The organism is Amycolatopsis pittospori (assembly GCF_013870525.1).
Taxonomy (GTDB): domain Bacteria; phylum Actinomycetota; class Actinomycetes; order Mycobacteriales; family Pseudonocardiaceae; genus Amycolatopsis; species Amycolatopsis pittospori.
Map to the genome: position 1 here is coordinate 105079 of NZ_JACBXD010000006.1, position 18183 is coordinate 123261.

The window sequence follows — 18183 nt, forward strand, 5'->3', positions numbered from 1 at the left end:
TTCCGGAATTGAATCCGATTGTGGCAACGGTGCCATTCCGGTCGAATTCACCTGCTCCCGCTCACGTCATCAACGAGGGGCTATGGAAACCATTTCCGAAACGGTCGTCACCGCCTCCGGGCCGGAGGCCGCCGGCGACGGCGAGTCGTTCGCGACCCTGCTCGAATACTGGGCCCGGCGGCTCGGCGACGAGATCGCCGTGACCTATCTCGACCACCGCACCGGTACGGACGGCCGCGCGATCACGCTGTCGTGGCGCGAACTCGACGACCGGGCCGGCGCTGTCGCCGCGCGCCTGGCCGACTTCGCCGGTCCGGGTGAGCGCGCCGCGATCCTGGCGCCGCAGTCCGCCGACTACGTCGTCGCGTTCCTCGGCGCGATCCGGGCCGGGCTGGTCGCCGTGCCGTTGTTCGCCCCGGACCTCCCCGGGCACGCGGGCAGGCTGGCCGCCGTGCTCGCCGACTGCGCGCCGAGAGTCGTGCTCACGACCGCCGACGGGATCGACGGCGTCACCGGTTTCCTCTCCACGACGGATATCGAGCGGCCCGCCGTGCTCGCCGTCGACACCCCATCTCCGGTCGCGGCCGGTGAGCGTTCCTGGCCGCGACCGGAACCGGACGGGCTGGCGTACCTGCAGTACACGTCCGGTTCGACGCGGACCCCGGCAGGCGTCATGCTGACGCACCGCAACGCGCTCACCAACGCCCGCCAGGCCTGCGACTCCTACGGCGTCGAAACCGGGACGACGTCCACGGTCAGCTGGTTGCCGCTGTTCCACGACATGGGCCTGATCCTCGGTATCGGCGCGCCGATGGTCGCCGGAGCGTCCTCGGTCCTGATGGACCCGCTCGCGTTCCTCGCACGTCCGTCACGATGGCTGCGCGCGCTTTCGGCCAGCCCGGGCGCGATCAGCGCGGCACCCAACTTCGCCTACGCCTACAGCGCTTCCCGCGTGACCGAGGACGAGAAGAGCTACCTCGAACTGAGCCGGGTCGTTTCGCTGATCAACGGAAGCGAGCCGGTGCTGCCCGCGACCATCGCGAAGTTCCACGGCACCTTCGCCGAATGCGGGCTGCGTCCCGAAGTCCACCGGTCGTCCTACGGTCTGGCCGAGGCCACGGTGCTCGTCTCGGTCACCGACGCGGCCAAGCCGCCGCGAGAGGTCACGTTCGACCGCGACCGGCTCGCCGCCGGGGTCGCGATCCCCGCCGGTCCCGGTGCCGCGGCGACCACGCTCGTCTCCTGTGGACGTCCGGCGGGCCAGCGGGTCCGCATCGCCGATCCGGCCACCGGCGCGCTCACCGAACCGGGCAAGGTGGGCGAGATCCGGGTCAGCGGCCCGAACATCGGCGTCGGCTACTGGGGGCGGCCCGACGCCTCGTCCACCGTCTTCGGGCTGCCGCCGATCGATCCGGAGTCCGGTGAGGGCTGGCTGGCGACCGGCGACCTCGGCGTGCTCTACGACGGCGAACTGTTCATGACCGGCCGGATCAAGGACCTCGTCATCGTCGACGGCCGCAACCACTACCCACAGGACATCGAACAGACCGTGGAGGGGCATCCGGCGGTCCGGCCGCATTCGGCGGCCGCTTTCGCGATCGCGCACGAAGACGGCGAGGCGGCGGTCGTGGTGCTGGAACAGGCCAAGGGGATCGAGGCCGACGTCGTCACGGCCACGGCCGAGATCCGGGTCGCGGTGTCGTCCGCGCACGGTCTGCGCCTGCACGACGTCGTCTTCCTCGCGCCGGGCGAAGTACCACGTACGTCCAGCGGCAAGATCAGCCGCGCGCTCTGCCGGAAGTCCTATTCGGACGGTGCGCTGACGGTTCGGCGGCTCGGGTGAGCGCGGCGATCCGTGCCTGGCTGATCGCCCGGGTGGCGGAGCGGACCGGATTGCCCGCCGGCCACGTGGATCCGGACCGTCCGCTGCACGAAAGCGGGCTGTCCTCGCGGGAGTCGATGGCCTTGGCCGCGGACCTGGGCCGGTACCTCGGACGGCCGCTGCCGCCGACCCTGGTGTGGCAGTACCCGACGATCACCGCCCTCGCCGGACGACTGTCCACAGAGGAGCAGGAATTCGTCGCGAGCGTGGAAGCCCGCGAAGAGGAGCCGATCGCGATCGTCGGCGTCGGATGCCGCCTGCCGGGTGGGAACGAGTCCCCGGAGCGGTTCTGGCGGTTCCTGGACGGCGGCGGCGACGGTATCCGCGGCGTCCCGGAAGACCGTTGGGAGACCTTCGCCGCCGAGCGCGACCTCGACTGGCTGCCCGGGCGCGGCGGGTTCCTCGGCGACATCGCCGGCTTCGACGCCGAGTTCTTCGGCATCGTGCCGGGAGAGGCCGAGACGATGGACCCCCAGCAGCGGATGCTGCTCGAAGTCACGTGGGCGGCGCTCGAACACGCCGGCCTCCCGCCGTCCACCCTGCGGGGCAGCCGGACCGGCGTGTTCGTCGGCCTCTCGGCGGGGGAGTACGGCCATCTGACGATGACCGATCCCACGGCGGTCGACGTCTGGTCCGCGACCGGGGCCGCCACCAGCATCGCCGCCAACCGGCTTTCGTACCTGTTCGACCTGCGCGGCCCCAGTCTCACCCTGGACACCGCCTGTTCGTCGTCGCTGGTGGCGGTGCACCAGGCGGTACAGAGCCTGCGCCGCGGCGAATGCGGGACGGCGCTCGCCGCCGGGGTCAACCTGCTGCTGTCGCCCGCCGTCACCGCCACCTTCCAACGCGCCGGTGTGCTCGCCGTCGACGGCCACTGCAAACCGTTCGACGCCGGTGCCGACGGGATTGCGCGCGGCGAGGGCTGCGGCGTCGTCGTGTTGAAGCCGTTGAAGGCCGCCCGCCGTGCCGGTGACCGCGTGCTCGCCGTGATCCGCGGCAGCTCGGTGAACTCCGACGGCCGGTCCAACGGTCTCGTCGCCCCCAGCCCCGACGCGCAGGTCGCGCTGTTGCGTGACGCCTACGCGGCGGCGGGTGTCGAACCGTCCTCTGTGGACTACGTCGAGGCGCACGGGACCGGGACGGCGCTGGGTGACCCGATCGAGGCCGGCGCGCTCGGTGAGGTGCTCGGAGAGGGGCGGGAGCCCGGTCGTCCACTGCTGATCGGTTCGGTCAAGAGCAATCTGGGCCATCTCGAAGGAGCGGCCGGGGTCGCCGGGCTGATCAAGGTCGTCCTGGCGATGGTGCACCGGCGCCTGCCCCCGAGCCTGCACTACCGCGAACCCAGTCCCCACATCGATTTCCCCGGTCTGGGCCTGCGGGTCGTCGACACCGGGACGGACTGGCCGCGCTACTCCGGTGTCGCGCGTGCCGGGATCTCCGCGTTCGGATTCGGCGGCACCAACGCCCACGTGGTGCTCGAAGAGTGGCCCGCGGCGTCGTTTCCCGCCCGGGGAAAGGACGTCGGAGGACCGCAGGTGTTCGCGCTGTCGGCGCGCTCGTCCGAAGTGCTCCGCACCCGGGCCGCCGACCTGGCCGACTGGCTCGAAGACCCGGCTCACAGTGTGGTGCCGTTGGACGTCGTCGCCGCGACGCTGGCGCGCGGCCGGGATCACCTGCCGGTCCGCGGCGCGGTGGTCGCCGAGGACCGGGACCGCGCCGCCACCGCGCTACGCGAGCTCGCCGCCGGACGCGTCGGCGGCGACGTCGTCGCCGGTGAGACCGGGCCCGCACCCGAGGTCGTGTTCGTCTTCTCCGGCTACGGCTCCCAATGGCCCGGGATGGGCCGCCTGCTGCTGCGCACCGAATCCGCGTTCCGCGCCGAGGTCGAGGCGCTCGACCCGGTGTTCCGCGCCGAAGCCGGCTTCTCGCTGCTCGAGGTCTTCTCCGGCGAGCGCGACCTGCCGGATCTCGGGACGACGCAACTCGCGCTGTTCGGTATGCAACTCGCTCTCGCCGGGTTGTGGCGGGCGCACGGCGTCGTTCCGGCGGCGGTGCTCGGCCATTCGATGGGTGAGGTCGCGGCCGCCGTCGTCGCCGGGGCGCTCGATGTCGCCGGCGGCCTGCGGGTGATGGCGACTCGGGCCCGGCTGCTCGCGGAGGTCGACGCGACCGGTGACGGCGCGATGGCCGTGGTCGAACTCTCCCCGGCCGAACTGGCGGATCTGGAAGCGGAATTCCCGGGGATCACCGTCGCGGTCTACGCGTCGCCGGTGCAGTGCACGGTCAGCGGCGGCGCGGACCAGGTCGAAGCGCTGGTCTCGCACGTCGAAAGCCTCGGCAGGCTGGCCAGGCGGCTGCCTGTCCGGGGTGCCGGGCACTCCGAAGCCGTCGACGCCGTCCTCGGCCGGTTCCGTGCCGACCTCGACGGCCTTTCCCCGAAGACCGCCGAAATTCCTTGCTACAGCAGCGTTCTCGACGATCCACAGCGGACACCGGCGTTCGATGTCGACTACTGGGCGGCCAATCTGCGCCGTCCGGTGCGGTTCAGCCAGGCGCTGACCGCGGCACAGGCGGACGGGTACGGCGTGTTCGTCGAGATCTCGCCCCATCCGGTGGCGCTGGCCGCCATCGAGCAGAGCACCCGGGCGCTCGCGCTGCCGTCGGCGAGCCGCAAGATCGACGAGCGGACCGCGTTCCTCGCCACACTCGCCCGGCTGCACATCCTCGGGCTGCCCGGAGTGCTCGACGCGCGCGGCCCCCGGCCGGTACCGGTCGAACTGCCCGGCCCGCGCTGGCGGCACGAACGGTTCTGGCCGCGACGCCAGGCACCCCGGTCCGGGGGCACGCATCCGTTGCTGGGTGTGCACATCGAGCAGCCGACCGGCGGAGGGCACCTCTGGCGGGCGGACGTCGGGACCGCGGGACTGCCGTGGCTGGCCGATCACGCGGCGATGGGCGTCCCGCTGTTCCCCGCCGCCGGGTGCCTCGAACTGGCGCTCGCGGCGGCCAAGGCGGTTCTGCGGCCCGGCGGCGGGCAGCTGCGCGTCGGCGGCCTCGAACTGCACCGCGTACTCCCGCTCGCCGCGCACACCGAGGTCACCACCAGCCTGAGCACCGGTTCTGCGCAAGGACAGGTGGACGTCTACGCCCGCTCCGCCCACGGCGGCTGGATCCGGCACGCCACCGCTCGCGTCCGCGACGGGGACACCCCGCTGGTGCCGTTCGGCGCGACCGGCGGGGACACCCGCCCGGTCGACCTCTACCGGGTCCTGGCCGGGATGGGACAGACCTACGGCCCGGCTTTCCGTGGGTTGCACGGGGTGCTGGCCTCACCCGGGCGCGCCTCGGCGTCGATCACGATGCCGGCCGATCACCCGGCGTACGTCCTGCATCCGGTGATCGCCGACGCCTGCCTGCACGCGCTGGCGGCGGCCACCGGGGACGCGCTCGGCGAGACGGACGGCGCGTTCCTGCCGCTGACGCTCGGCGAGGTCGTGCTGGCCGGGGATCCGCGTCGCGGTGTCCGGGTCGACGCCGTCCTCGACTCACTCGACCCGGCGGGAGACGGCCTGGTCGGCAGCGTCCAGCTGGTCGACGCCGCCGACGCCGTCCTGGTCGAGTTCCGCGAGGTCTACTGCCGCCGGTTCCAGCGTTCGGCGTTGCCGGTCCCGATGGAGGACCTGCTGTTCGAGACCGTCTGGACGCAGGCGGACCTGCCCGCCGCCGGACCGCGGGCGCACAGCTGGGTCGTGCTGTACGACGCCGAGCACCAAGGAGCGCCGTGGCTGACGGCGTTGGGCGACCGGCTCACCGAGACCGGCGACGAGCTGGCGACGGTGCCGCTCGGCGACCGGGTGGAGCTCGCGAAACTCTTGCGATCCCGTGAAGTGACGGGCGTGCTCGTGTGCACCGCGACGGCCGACGAGCCGGACCCGATGCGGGCCGGGCGGACGGTCGCCACGCTTGCCGGCGTCGTCGCCGAGCTGGCCGAGGCGGCGTCTGTGCCACGGTTGTGGCTGCTCAGCGCGGGCGCGTCGGCCGTCGAACCCGGCGAGACCGGCGACCCCGACCAGGCCTGGCCGCGTGGGCTGATCCGGGTCCTCGCGTTCGAACATCCCGAACTGCGGGCGAGTCAGGTCGACTTCGACGCCGAGCCGGATCCGGCCCGGCTGTGGGTCGACCGGCTGGTGGCGGAGATCCGCGCGGACGCCCCGGACGACGAAATCGCCTGGCGTGAAGGGATCCGCTACACGCGGCGGCTCGCCCGTCCGCAACTCGGCGAACGCGGCCACGAAACCGTTGTGCGCGAAGGCGCTTACGTGATCACCGGTGGCCTTGGCGGTCTCGGGCTGGTCGCGGCGGAGTGGCTGGCCGGGCGCGGTGCGACGCGGCTGGTGCTCTCCGGCCGTCGTGGCGCGGGCCCGGATACCGAACCCGCACTGGTGGCTCTGCGTGAACTGGGTGCCGACGTCCGGATCGTGACGGGCGACATCGCCGGGCCGGGTACGGCCGAGGCGCTGGTCGCGGCGGCCACCGAAGACGGGATGCCGTTGCGTGGCGTGCTGCACGCGGCCGGTGTCCTGTCCGACGGCGCCGCCATCACCGTCGACACCGACGCGGTCGACACCGTCTGGCGGGCGAAGGCGTTGGGCGCGTGGCGGTTGCACGAGGCGACCGCCGGCCACGACCTCGACTGGTGGCTGACGTATTCGTCCGCGGCCGCGTTGTTCGGCTCACCCGGCCAGGCCGCTTACGCCACCGCGAACGCCTGGGTGGACGCGCTCGTCGCCTCGCGCCGGGCGAGCGGTCTGCCCGCGGCCACCATCGCGTGGGGTGCCTGGGGCGAGGCCGGAGCGGCCGTCGGCAGCCGGAACCCGGTGCTCGAACCGCTCGGCACCGAAGAGGCGCTGGCGGCACTGGACGCCGTGCTGTCGCGTGACCGCGGGTCGACCGGGATCGCCCGCGTCGACGCCGGGACCGTATTGGCGCTGTTCCCTCGTCTGGCCGAACGTCCGTTCTTCGAAGTCCTGGTACCGCGCGAGGAACCGGATCCCGCATCGTCGGCTTGGGACGGATTGGACGCACTCCGGGCGGTCCTGCCCGAAGCCGCGCGCGAGATGCTGGCCGATTACCTGGCCGGGCTCGTCGCCGGGATGATCGGCCTCGCCGCGGACGAGGTCGACCGGCACCGGCCGCTCACCCAGATCGGCCTCGACTCGCTCGCCGCGATGCGGGCACGAGGCGTCGTGGAACGTGATTTCGGCCTGGCACTCCCGGTTCCGTTGCTGCTGCGTGGCGCCAGCCTCGCCGAACTCGCCGACCACCTCGCCGACCAGGCCGGTTTCGGCGGGGAAACCACCCGGACCCCGCGGCCGGACGTCGTGGTCGGGCCGCGCGATCCGGCCGAACGCTGGGTCGCCCGGCACTGGCAGGCCGAACTGGGCGGTGCGGATCCGGGTGTCCACGACGACTTCTTCGATGCCGGTGGCGACACCGAAGGCGCGGAACGGCTGCGGTCGGCGTTCGCCGGTCAGCTCGGCGCCGTCCCGGACGTCGACCGGCTCTTCGCGACGCCGACGATCGCCGCGATGGCCGACCTGCTGCGCGCCGAGATCGAGGGACGCGGGAGCTGTCCGGTCCGGCCGTTGCGCGAGGGCGGCGTCGATCCGGTGTTCCTGTTCCACCCGGCGGGCGGCCCGACGAGCGTCTACGACGGACTCGTCCGGCTCCTCCCGGAGGGCAGGCCGGTCTACGGGCTCGAACGGATCGACGAAGAGGACACCGTCGAAGGCAAGGCCGACTGCTACCTCGAACTGATCCGGGAGATCCAGCCGCAGGGGCCGTACCGGCTGGGCGGCTGGTCGTTCGGCGGCTGCCTCGCCTACGAGACCGCGCGAAGGCTGACCGCGGCGGGGGAGCGGGTCGACCTCGTGTTCATGATCGACAGCATTCTTCCCCTGCCCTCGGACGGGACACCGGTGGGCGAGATCCTGCTGGACCGGTTCGACCGGTTCGCCGAGCATGTCGAGCAGACCTACGGCGTGCCGCTGGACATCCCGCGCGAGGACCTCGTCCGGCTCGGCGAGGACGAGCAGATCCGGCTGGTGATCAGCAGGCTGGCCGCGCAGGTGCCCGGAATGGGCCAGGGTGTCCTTCGGCATCAGTACGAGTCCTATGTGGACGCACGGGTGGCCGAACGGTACACCCCGGAACCGTACGACGGACCGGTGCTGCTGATGCGAGCGCAGGAGCCGCATCCGCTGACCACCACCCTCGACCCGCGGTACCTGCGCACCGACGACGCCCTCGGCTGGGACGCCTACTGCGGCGCCCTGGACGTCGTGCGGGTTCCGGGTGACCACCTGTCGATGATCGATCCGCCGCATGTCGAGGTGGTCGCCGCAGCGCTCGCGGACCGGCTCGCGGCAAGCGGGGAAAGGGTGACGCGGACATGACCCTCGAAGACATCCCGCTGGACCCGACGACCGCGTTCCGGATCGCGGATCTCGCCGCCCGCCAGGACGAGGCCGTCCGGATCGCGGAGAAACGGGCCGTCGACCGCCAGCACGCCAAGGGCAAGCTGACCGCTCGCGAACGCATCGACCTGTTGCTGGACCCGGGTTCCTTCGTCGAACTCGACCAGTTCGCCCGGCACCGCTGCACCGAATTCGGGATGGACGCCAACCGGCCTTACGGCGACGGCGTCGTGACCGGGCACGGCACCGTCGACGGCAGGCAGATCTGCGTGTTCTCGCAGGACTTCACCGTGTTCGGCGGCAGCATGGGGGAGGTCTTCGGCGAGAAGGTCCTCAAGGTGATGGACCTGGCGATGACGCTGGGCTGCCCGGTGGTCGGCATCAACGATTCCGGCGGCGCCCGGATCCAGGAAGGCGTCGTCTCGCTGGCGTACTACGCCGAACTCGGCAGGCGCAACGCCCTCGCTTCCGGCGTCATCCCGCAGATCTCGCTGATCATGGGGCCGTGCGCGGGTGGCGCGGTCTACTCGCCGGCGATCACCGACTTCACCGTGATGGTCGACGAGATCGCGCATATGTTCGTCACCGGGCCGGACGTCGTGCACGCCGTCAGCGGCGAGCGGGTCACCGCCCAGCAACTCGGCGGTGCGGCGATCAACAGCGAAGTCTCCGGGAACGCCCATCACCGCGCCGTCGACGAACAGGACGCCATCGACTGGGTGCGGACCCTGCTCGGCTACCTGCCGTCCAACAACCTGGACGCCGCACCGGAGTACGCCGACGACACCGATCCGGAGCTCACCGCCGCCGACCTCGAACTGGACCGGCTGGTGCCCGACTCGCTGAACCAGGCCTACGACATGACCGAGGTGATCGCCCACCTCGTCGACGACGGCGATTTCACCGAGGTGCACAGCGCGTTCGCGCCCAACATGATCTGCGCGTTCGGCCGGGTCCAGGGCCGCACGGTCGGTGTCGTGGCCAACCAGCCACGGCACCAGGCGGGCGTGATCGACATCGACGCCTCGGAGAAGGCCGCGCGGTTCGTGCGGTTCTGCGACGCCTTCAACATCCCGCTGCTCACGCTCGCCGACGTCCCCGGCTATCTGCCCGGCGCGGCACAGGAACGGCACGGGATCATCCGGCGCGGCGCCAAACTGATCTACGCCTACTCCGAAGCGACCGTGCCGAAGGTGACCGTCGTGACGCGCAAGGCCTACGGCGGCGGCTACGCGGTGATGGGATCGAAGCATCTCGGCGCGGACGTCAACATGGCCTGGCCCACCGCGGAGATCGCGGTGATGGGCGCGGAAGGCGCGGTGCGGGTGCTGCACCGGCGCGAACTGGCCGCGCTGCCCCCGGAACAACGGGTCGCGGAGCGAAGACGGCTCACCGAGGCCTACCGCAAACGGCATTCGAATCCCTACCTCGCCGCCGAACGCGGCTACGTCGACCAGGTCATCGCGCCGTCGCAGACCCGCCTGCAGGTGGCGCGGGCCCTGCGCGCGCTGCGCACCAAACGGCAGACCCTCCCGGCCAAGAAGCACGGAAACATCCCTTTGTGACCAAGGAGAAGTGATGAACCGAACGCGGCGCTGGGGCCTGCTGGTGCTGTCCATGGCCGCCCTGCTCGGGACGAGTCTGACGTCGGTCCCGGCGGCCGCGGTGACGCCGACCGCCGACAACGGCGCGAAAGTGGTCGAGGAGACCTGGCTGGACGCGCGCACGGTCGACCTCAAGATCAACTCGCCCGCCCTCGGCACCACCGGCATGGTCCGCCTGCTGGTCCCGGCAGGCTGGGCGGCGCAGCCCACGCGGACCTGGCCGACGCTGTACCTGCTGCACGGCTGCTGCGAACCGGTGGACTACCGGTCGTGGGACCAGTTCACCGACGTCAAGGCGTTCACCGCGAACAAGGACGCGCTCGTCGTCATGCCGACCGGCGGTCCGGCGGGCATGTACACGAAATGGTGGAACTTCGGTCTCAAGAGCACTCCGGACTGGGACACCTTCCACACCTTGGAGGTGCGGCAGCTCGTGGAGCGCGGATACCGGGCGGGCACCAAACGCGCGATCGCCGGGCTGTCGATCGGCGGGTACGGCGCGCTCGCGTACGCCTTCAAGCACAAGGGGATGTTCGGCGCGGCGGCGTCCTACAGCGGTGTGCCCAACACGCTCTACCCGGGAATTCCCCTGTTCATCCAAGGGATCCTGGCCCGCGCGGGCATCTTCAACTACCTCGAACTCTGGGGCGACAGCTGGGGGATGTGGCCGCTCTGGTCGGCGAACAACCCGTACGACCACGTCGACGACCTGCGCGGTACCGCGCTCTACATCTCCTGCGGTAACGGGAAGACCGGTCCGCTCGACCCGCCAGGGCAGTCCGACATCCTCGAACCGTCCGCGCTTTCGGCGTCGACGAGTTTCACGGACCGCCTGAAGACCAAGGGAATCCCGGTGACCACCGACTACTACGGCGTCGGCACCCACAGCTGGCCCTACTGGCAACGGGCGCTGCGCAACTCCTGGCCGGTCCTCGCCAGTGCCCTCGCACTCCCCGCCTGATCCGATTCCCTTTCCCCGATGGAGGTTCCGGTGAAACCTGCCCGATTACTCTGCGCGACCCTGGCCCTTTGCGCGGCTTCGCTGGGCGTCGTCACGGCGACGTCGTCAGCCGCAGCCGAGCCGTCGGCCGCGGCCGTGGGACTGCCCGGTCCCTTCGACGATTCGTTCTACAAGGCGCCGTCGCCGCTGCCTGCCGGGAACCCCGGCGACGTCATCCGGTGGCGGCCGGCGGTGCCGCTGATGAACATCGCGAACGCGGACGCCTGGCAGGTCATGTACCTGTCGACCAACGCGCTCGGCAATCGCAACGCGGTCACCGGCACCATCTTCACGCCGAAGGGGGTCGACCTCGGGAAGGCACCGATCGTCGGCTTCGCCGTCGGCACGCAGGGCCCGGCGTTCAAATGCACACCGTCCAAGGCGATCCAGCGCGGCACACTGTACGACCAGCCCGCGATCAACGACTCGATCTCGAGCGGCTACGCGGTCGCCGTCACCGACTACGAGGGCTACTCGGCGACGACGGTGCCCACCTACATCACCGGTCGGTCGATGGGACCCGCCGTCCTCGACTCCGTCCGGGCCGCGCAGAACTTCTCGCCCGCGAAGCTGTCCAAGAGCGCCAAGGTGATCGTCCAGGGCTACTCGCAGGGCGGCGGCGGCGCGATGTGGGCGGGGGAGAAGCAGCCCACCTACGCACCCGAGTTGAACCTGGTCGGCGTCGTCGCGGGCGGTGTCCCGGCCGACCTGACCGAGGTGGCCAAGGGACTCGACGGCTACATCGGCTTCGGATTCCTGGCCTTCGCCGCCGTCGGCCTCGACGCCGCGTACCCGGACCTGAAGCTGGACTCGTACCTCAACGAAACCGGCCGTAAGGAACTGGGCGACGCCAAGAAGAACGCGTGCGTCGCCGAACTGCTACTGAACTACCCGTTCAAGAAGATCAGCGACTACACGACGTCCAACCCGCTGAACACGCCGCAATGGCAGGCCCGGCTGGCACAGAACAAACTGGGCGCGAACCCGCCGCGGGTCCCGGTGTTCCAGTACCACGCGACGACGGACGAGATCGTCAACACCCCGCAGGCGGAGGCCCTGCACAAGGCGTACTGCGCCGCCGGAGTCCGTGAGCAGTGGAAGACCTACATCGCCGAACACGCGACCGGCATCGTCGCGGGGAACGCCGATTCGCACCAGTGGATCGTGAAGCGTTTCGCCGGCGAACCGGCCCCCACCAACTGCTGACCCCCGCGCATTTAGTCCTCTACTTGCGAACTGCTCGAAGACCGATGCGCAAGTAGAGGACTAAATGCGGCCGGTGATGAGTTCGGCGAAGCGCTCAGGGCTGACGTTCCCGCCGCTGATGATCACGCCTACCCGACCCGAAGCGGGAACCGCGCCGCTGAGCAGCGCGGCGAGACCGGTCGCCCCGCTCGGCTCGATGACGAGCTTGAGGCGTTCGAACGCGAACCGCATCGCGTCCCTGACCTGATCGTCGGTGACCAGCGCGATGTCGTCGACGAGCTTCCGGTTGATCGAAAAGGTCAACTCGCCGGGGATCGCGGCGGCCTGCCCGTCGGCGATCGTCCGCGGCACCGGGATGGAGACGCGTTCGCCCGTCTCCAGTGAGCGTTTGGTGTCGTCGCCCGCTTCGGGTTCGACACCTACGACGCGGATGCCGGGCTGCACGGCCTTCGCGGCGGTCGAGCTGCCGGCGATGAGACCGCCGCCACCGACCGGGAGGACCAGGGTGTCCAGTGAGCCCGACTCCTCCAGCAGTTCCAGCGCCGCGGTGCCCTGGCCGGCGATCACGTGCGGGTGCTCGTACGGCGGGATCAGCGCGAGACCTCGTTCGGCCGCCAGTGCCTCGCCGATCGCGACGCGGTCGCCGGTGTACCGGTCGTAGGTGACGATCTCGGCGCCGTAGCCCGCGGTGGCGTCCTTTTTGGACTGCGGGGTGTCCTCCGGGATCAGGATGACCGCGCTGCTCCCGAGTTCCCGCGCGGCGAGCGCGACGGCCTGCGCGTGGTTGCCCGAGGAGTAGGCCGCGATGCCCTTGGCCAGCTGCTCCGGCGAGAGCCGCGAGGCGGCGTTGTAGGCGCCGCGGAACTTGAAGGCGCCGACGCGCTGGAGGTTCTCGCATTTGATCAGGACCTCGGCGCCGACGAGGTCGTCGAGGGTGCGGGAACGCACGACCGGGGTCCGGTGGGCGACACCGGCCAGGCGGGCGGCGGCGTCACGGATGTCGTCGATGGTCACGGGGGCGGTCATGATGCTCCTTGATCACGGATGTCGGCGAGATAGTTGTAAGCGGAGGCGCGGGAGATCCCGATGCGGGCCGCGACCTGGGGGACGGCACGCCGCATGGCGAAGACGCCTCGCGCGTGCAAGCTGCGGAACAGGTCGAGACGTTCTTCGCGGCTGAGCGCGGCCCAGGGTTTGTTCAGGCGGAGTTGGTGTTCGTCGACGATCGAGTCCACGACGGCGTCGACGTCGTCGGCGAAGGTGGTGGTCGGCGTTTCGGCGGCGGTGCCGACGTCGGCGAGTTCGCCGACCAGGGTCCGCAGTTGCCCCAGCGCGGTGACGTCGAGGTTCACGCACAGGGCGCCGAACACCGAGCCGTCGCTGTCGCGCAGCAGCATGGTGGAGGATTTCACCAGCTTCCCGGATGCCGTCCGGGTGACGTAGTTCAGCTGGTCTTCGGCCTCGTCACCGCGGGCGAGCAGGCCCATGCCGATCTCGCTCATCGACCCGCCCACGCTGCGATCGGTGACCGATCCGGCGATCGCCACCACCGACTTCTCCGGGCGGCGGAAGTCGTGCACGACGACCTCGCAGAACGAGCCGAGGGTGGCCGCGATGCCGTCGGCGACCGGGGCGAGCGCGGCGAGGATCGTGTCCTGCTCAGACATCGCGCACTCGGGCCAGGGCTTCGACCTCGACGGCGCCGCCGTAGGGCAGCGACGCCACGCCGACGCAGGTGCGGGCCGGCCGGGGCTCGGCGAAGAACTCCTCGTAGACGCGGTTGAGGCCGTCGCGGTCGACGATGTCGATCAGGTAGACGACGACCTTCACCACGTCGGTCCGGTCCGCGCCCACCGACCGCAGCGCGGTGTCGAGGTTGGCGAACGCCTGCGGGCATTCGGTGTCGAATCCTCCCGGGACCAGTTCGCCGGTCTCGGTCACGCCGAGGCGTCCGGACACGGTGACGAGGTCGCCACTGCGGAAGGCGGGGGGATACGGATGCTCGTTGGTCACGAGACCAACTGTATAAGCATTGGACGAAAAGTCCAGGCCGACGAGAAGTGATCCACCGCTCACTCAGCGAGAAAGGAATTGATATACCGTATACAGCTAGAGAGGGGGTCTCGATGACCACACTGCAGTTCGACGACGGCCGCATCGTCGCGCCGCCGAGTATGGCCGACCTGGCCACCCAGGCGCTGCGCGCGATGATCCTTTCCGGCGAGCTCCCGCCCGGTACGCGGTTGGTCGAGGCGAAACTCACCGAACGCCTCGGGGTGTCCCGTCCGCCGCTGCGCGAAGCGTTGCAGGTCCTGGCTTTCGAGGGGCTCGTGGTGCCGCATCCGCGGCGTGGCGTCATCGTCCGTCCCCTCACTCGCCATGACGTCTACGAGATCGTCACCCTGCGCGAAGAACTCGAAGCCTTCGCCGTCCGGATCGGGATCCCGGTCCGCTCGCCGGAGCGGCTGCAGGCCTGCCGGGACGCGCTGGCCGCCTTCGAGCAGGCCGGCCGCGACGGCGACGAAGGCGTCTTCACTCAGCGCAAGTACGAATTCCACCAGTCGATCGTCGCGCTGGCCGGGCACGAGCGGGTCACCGAGGCGTATCGCGCACTCTCGCTGCAGATGCAGCTCTGCATGGCGCTCAACCGGAGTGCCCGCCGCGACGGCGAGTCTTTGCTGCAGAACGTCGAGCGCCACCGGGAACTGCTCACGATCATCGAGGGCGGCGACCCCGAGGCGGTACTGAAGGCCCTGGCCGACCACGGGCACGCCAGCTTCCTCGACGCGATCGTCGACCAGCTCGACGGTGGCACTCCCGACTCCGAACGCTGGCTGGCCGAACGCCGCGCCCACTAGATGTCGTTCGTGGCGGTCGTGGTTATCGAGTAAGGCGGAGGTGGCCGGTCGGGCTCGTGAGCGATAAGGGTCGTTCTATTGAGCAGAAAGGCGAAGGTGGCGTGTTCTGTCGGTCGCCCGCACGCCGGCCTCGGGTGTTGCGAAAGCCACTTTCGCAACGTTGAAGGTTGCGAAAGTGGCTTTCGCAACACCCGGGACTCCGCCGCCCACGAGGACCACAAGACCCGCGTTGAAGGGGCCTTTCCCTCACTGTACGAGCGAAAAGTCCCCTTCGCTCCGCTGAGCACCGGTCCGTGAAGGCCTCCTTGAGGGACCCAGAGTCCCTCAAGGAGTCCTTCACGGACTCGGCACCCGACACGACACCTTTGCCTTACCCCTCAATAACCCTCTTTGTCACTCATGACCCCTGCTGCCCCGGATCGCTACTCGCGGCCGACGGTACCTGTCAGCCCCAGCCCGGCAGGATGAACAGCAGCCAGGTGGTGATCGGGGCGATCGCGCACATGCTGAAGCCCCAGATCATCAAGCCCCGGAACACCTTGTCGTTCTGGCCCGAGGGGGCGTTGGCCACGACGAGCGCGCCGCTGGTCGAGAACGGTGACGAGTCGACGACCGACGACGAGATCGCCAGCGCGATGATCATGCTGACCGCGCCGACCTCGCCCGCCAGCAGGAACGGCACCGCCAGCGGGATGAGCGCGCCGAGGATCCCCGTCGTCGACGCGAACGCCGAAACCACCGCGCCGATCGCGCAGATCAGGATCGCGGCGAGCAGCGGCGAACCGATCTGGGTGACCAGGTTGCCGAGCCAGTCGATCGTGCCGACCCGCTCCATCAGCGACACGAAGGTGACGATTCCGCAGATCAGCAGCACGGTCGGCCAGGCGACCTGGCCGACGGCCGCCTTCGCCGAACCCGGCGAGACCAGCGACAGCACGGTCGCCACGGTGAGCGCCGTGAAGCCGACGTCGAGCTTGAACACCAGCGCGCCGACCGCGAGCGCGGCCAGGCCGATGAGGGTGAATACGTGGTCGCGGTTGAGGGGAAGGGATTCTTCGGGTTCGTCGTCGGTCCCTCCGGCGGGCGGCGTGGGCTCGGGGGCGCCGGTGGTCTCGGGGCCGGTGCCGCCGGTCATCGTGGCGCCGGCCGACGAACCGCTCAGGGCGAGCGCGGTCGCGGGCTGGGCCGTCACGGCGACGACGCCGGGGCTGGCGGCCGACGTACGGCGGATCAGTTCTCGGCCGCCGAAAAGGAAGAACACGATGACGGACAGCAGAAGGTTGAAGACGAAGGAAGACGCGAACAGCAGTCCGGGATTGCTCGGCAGATTGTCCCGCGCCACCACGCCGTTGACGATGCTGCCGAAGATGCTGATGGGGGAGAAGCCGCCCGCGCTGGCGCCGTTGATGATCAGCAGGCCCATCAGCATCGGGTTGATGGTGTAGCGGCGCGCGAAACCCATCCCGATGGGGGCGATGATCGCCACCGCCGCCGGGACCACCGCGCCGACCGCGGTCAGCGTCGCGGTGACCACGAACATCACCCAGGGGATCAGGGCGATCCTGCCGCCGACGGCGCGGACCACCAGATGGACGAGCCGGTCGACGGTGCCGTTGCCCTTGGCTATCGCGAAAAGCAGCGTCACCCCGACCAGGATGACGAAGAGATCCCCGGGGAAGCCCGAGACGATGTCGTCGGTGCTCTCCCCGGCGAACGCCGTTCCGATCACGAACGCGGCGACGAACGCCAGCGCTCCCATATGGACCGGGAGCACGGTCGCGATCAGGAAGACCAGGGCGAGCGCCACGACGGTGACGAGTTGTATGGACATCTGAATCCTCTGCGGTCGGCGCTGACACGTTCAGGGACTTGAAGTTGTGGCCTGTACCCCCTCGACGAGGTTCGGTACACGGTATACCTTTCATGGAGCGAGACCAAGGTTTCGCTCTGTGGAACCTTTGAGAGCCCAGCGTGGAGGCGCATATGACATACGCAGCCGGTCGTCACTTCCTGCAGATCCCGGGACCGACGAACGTCCCCGACGTGGTGCTCCGGGCGATGTCGGCGGCCACCATCGACCACCGCGGTCCCGAGTTCCAGGAGCTGGGGAAGCAGCTGCTGAACGACATCAAGCCCGTCTTCGGCACCACGAACCCCGTGGTCATCTACCCCGCGACCGGCACCGGCGCGTGGGAGGCGGCCCTGACGAACACCCTCAGCCCGGGCGACACCGTCCTCTCCTTCGAGACCGGCCACTTCGCCACGCTCTGGCAGGAGATGGCGCGCGGTCTCGGACTGCACGTCGACTTCGTGCCGGGGGACTGGCGGCACGGTGCGAACCCCGAGGTCGTCGCCGAAAAACTCGCCGCCGACACCGCCCACCGGATCAAGGCCGTCTGCGTGGTCCACAACGAGACGTCCACCGGCGTCACCAGCCGGATCCCGGAGATCCGCGCCGCGATCGACTCGGCGGGGCACCCCGCGTTGCTGCTGGTCGACACGATCTCGTCGCTGGGCTCGATCGACTACCGGCACGACGAGTGGGGCGTCGACGTCACCGTCGCCGGCTCGCAGAAAGGCCTCATGCTCCCGCCCGGCATGAGTTTCAACGCCATCAGCGACAAGGCCCTCAACGCCGCCAAGACCGCGTGCCTGCCGAAGGTCTTCTGGGACTGGGGCCCGATGCTCACCGCCAACGAGCGCGGATTCTTCCCGTACACCCCCAGCACCAACCTCATGTACGGCTTGCGGGAAGCCTTGCGGCTGCTTTACGAGGAGGGCTTGGAGAACGTCTTCGCGCGCCACGCGCGCCATGCCGCCGCCACCCGCGCCGCGGTGCGCGGCTGGGGGCTCGAGGTCCTCTGCCAGGACGAACGCGAGCATTCCGGCGCGCTGACCGCGGTCCTGGTTCCGGAAGGGATCGACGCCGACAAGGTCCGCGCCGTCATCCTCGACCGGTTCGACATGTCCTTGGGCGCGGGCCTGGGCAAACTCGCCGGGAAGATCTTCCGGATCGGGCATCTCGGTGCCTTCAACGACCTCACGCTCGCCGGCACCCTCGCCGGTGTCCAAATGGGACTCACCCTCGCCGGAGTCCCCGCCGATCCACGTGGTCTGCAGGATGCCTTGGAGCACTTGCAGAACGACTAGGCCGGAC

11 protein-coding genes are annotated in these 18183 nt (G+C 70.1%); 7 read left to right on the forward strand and 4 right to left on the reverse strand.

What is annotated here, in order from left to right; translation table 11 throughout:
- Positions 1 to 82 precede the first annotated feature (82 nt).
- Genes H5J31_RS05300 through H5J31_RS05320 form a run of 5 tightly spaced genes read left to right on the forward strand, consistent with a single transcriptional unit; the run spans position 83 to position 12168 of the window.
- On the forward strand, positions 83 to 1843 hold the full coding sequence (locus tag H5J31_RS05300; RefSeq protein WP_181771311.1) for a fatty acyl-AMP ligase: 1761 nt from the start codon (positions 83 to 85) through the stop codon (positions 1841 to 1843).
- Complete coding sequence (locus H5J31_RS05305; RefSeq protein WP_181771312.1) at positions 1840 to 8337, forward strand: type I polyketide synthase; 6498 nt, start codon at positions 1840 to 1842, stop codon at positions 8335 to 8337. The genes H5J31_RS05300 and H5J31_RS05305 overlap by 4 nt, the downstream gene beginning before the upstream one ends.
- Complete coding sequence (locus H5J31_RS05310; RefSeq protein ID WP_181771313.1) at positions 8334 to 9923, forward strand: acyl-CoA carboxylase subunit beta; 1590 nt, start codon at positions 8334 to 8336, stop codon at positions 9921 to 9923. Before H5J31_RS05305 ends, H5J31_RS05310 begins: the two co-directional genes overlap by 4 nt.
- A gap of 13 nt (positions 9924 to 9936) precedes the next feature.
- The gene (locus H5J31_RS05315; RefSeq protein WP_181771314.1) at positions 9937 to 10923 is read left to right on the forward strand and encodes an alpha/beta hydrolase; all 987 of its coding nucleotides are present in this window, start codon (positions 9937 to 9939) and stop codon (positions 10921 to 10923) included.
- Positions 10924 to 10941: 18 nt separating this feature from the next.
- A complete protein-coding gene (locus tag H5J31_RS05320) occupies positions 10942 to 12168 on the forward strand; it encodes a lipase family protein (protein ID WP_181771315.1) in 1227 nt (408 codons plus the stop codon).
- Between the two features lie 60 nt (positions 12169 to 12228).
- Here the strand turns inward: H5J31_RS05320 and H5J31_RS05325 are convergent, their stop codons facing one another.
- The 3 genes from H5J31_RS05325 to H5J31_RS05335 are packed head-to-tail and all read right to left on the reverse strand — an operon-like array spanning position 12229 to position 14181.
- Positions 12229 to 13194 (reverse strand): pyridoxal-phosphate dependent enzyme, encoded by a 966-nt coding sequence (locus H5J31_RS05325; RefSeq protein WP_181771316.1) that lies wholly within the window; start codon positions 13192 to 13194, stop codon positions 12229 to 12231.
- Entirely contained in the window at positions 13191 to 13835 is a 645-nt protein-coding gene (locus H5J31_RS05330) for a helix-turn-helix transcriptional regulator (RefSeq protein WP_181771317.1), read from the reverse strand. Before H5J31_RS05330 ends, H5J31_RS05325 begins: the two co-directional genes overlap by 4 nt.
- A complete protein-coding gene (locus H5J31_RS05335) occupies positions 13828 to 14181 on the reverse strand; it encodes a RidA family protein (RefSeq protein WP_181771318.1) in 354 nt (117 codons plus the stop codon). The genes H5J31_RS05330 and H5J31_RS05335 overlap by 8 nt, the downstream gene beginning before the upstream one ends.
- Before the next feature lie 113 nt (positions 14182 to 14294).
- Between H5J31_RS05335 and H5J31_RS05340 the strand changes: the two genes are divergently transcribed.
- Positions 14295 to 15026 carry a GntR family transcriptional regulator gene (locus H5J31_RS05340; protein ID WP_181771319.1) on the forward strand — a complete coding sequence of 244 codons (732 nt, stop codon included), beginning with the start codon at positions 14295 to 14297 and terminating at the stop codon, positions 15024 to 15026.
- Between the two features lie 445 nt (positions 15027 to 15471).
- Here the strand turns inward: H5J31_RS05340 and H5J31_RS05345 are convergent, their stop codons facing one another.
- Positions 15472 to 16857: an SLC13 family permease gene (locus tag H5J31_RS05345; RefSeq protein WP_181771320.1), complete on the reverse strand. Its 1386-nt coding sequence runs from the start codon at positions 16855 to 16857 to the stop codon at positions 15472 to 15474.
- Positions 16858 to 17009: 152 nt separating this feature from the next.
- Between H5J31_RS05345 and H5J31_RS05350 the strand changes: the two genes are divergently transcribed.
- Positions 17010 to 18176 (forward strand): pyridoxal-phosphate-dependent aminotransferase family protein, encoded by a 1167-nt coding sequence (locus H5J31_RS05350; protein WP_181771321.1) that lies wholly within the window; start codon positions 17010 to 17012, stop codon positions 18174 to 18176.
- The last annotated feature ends 7 nt before the right edge of the window (positions 18177 to 18183 follow it).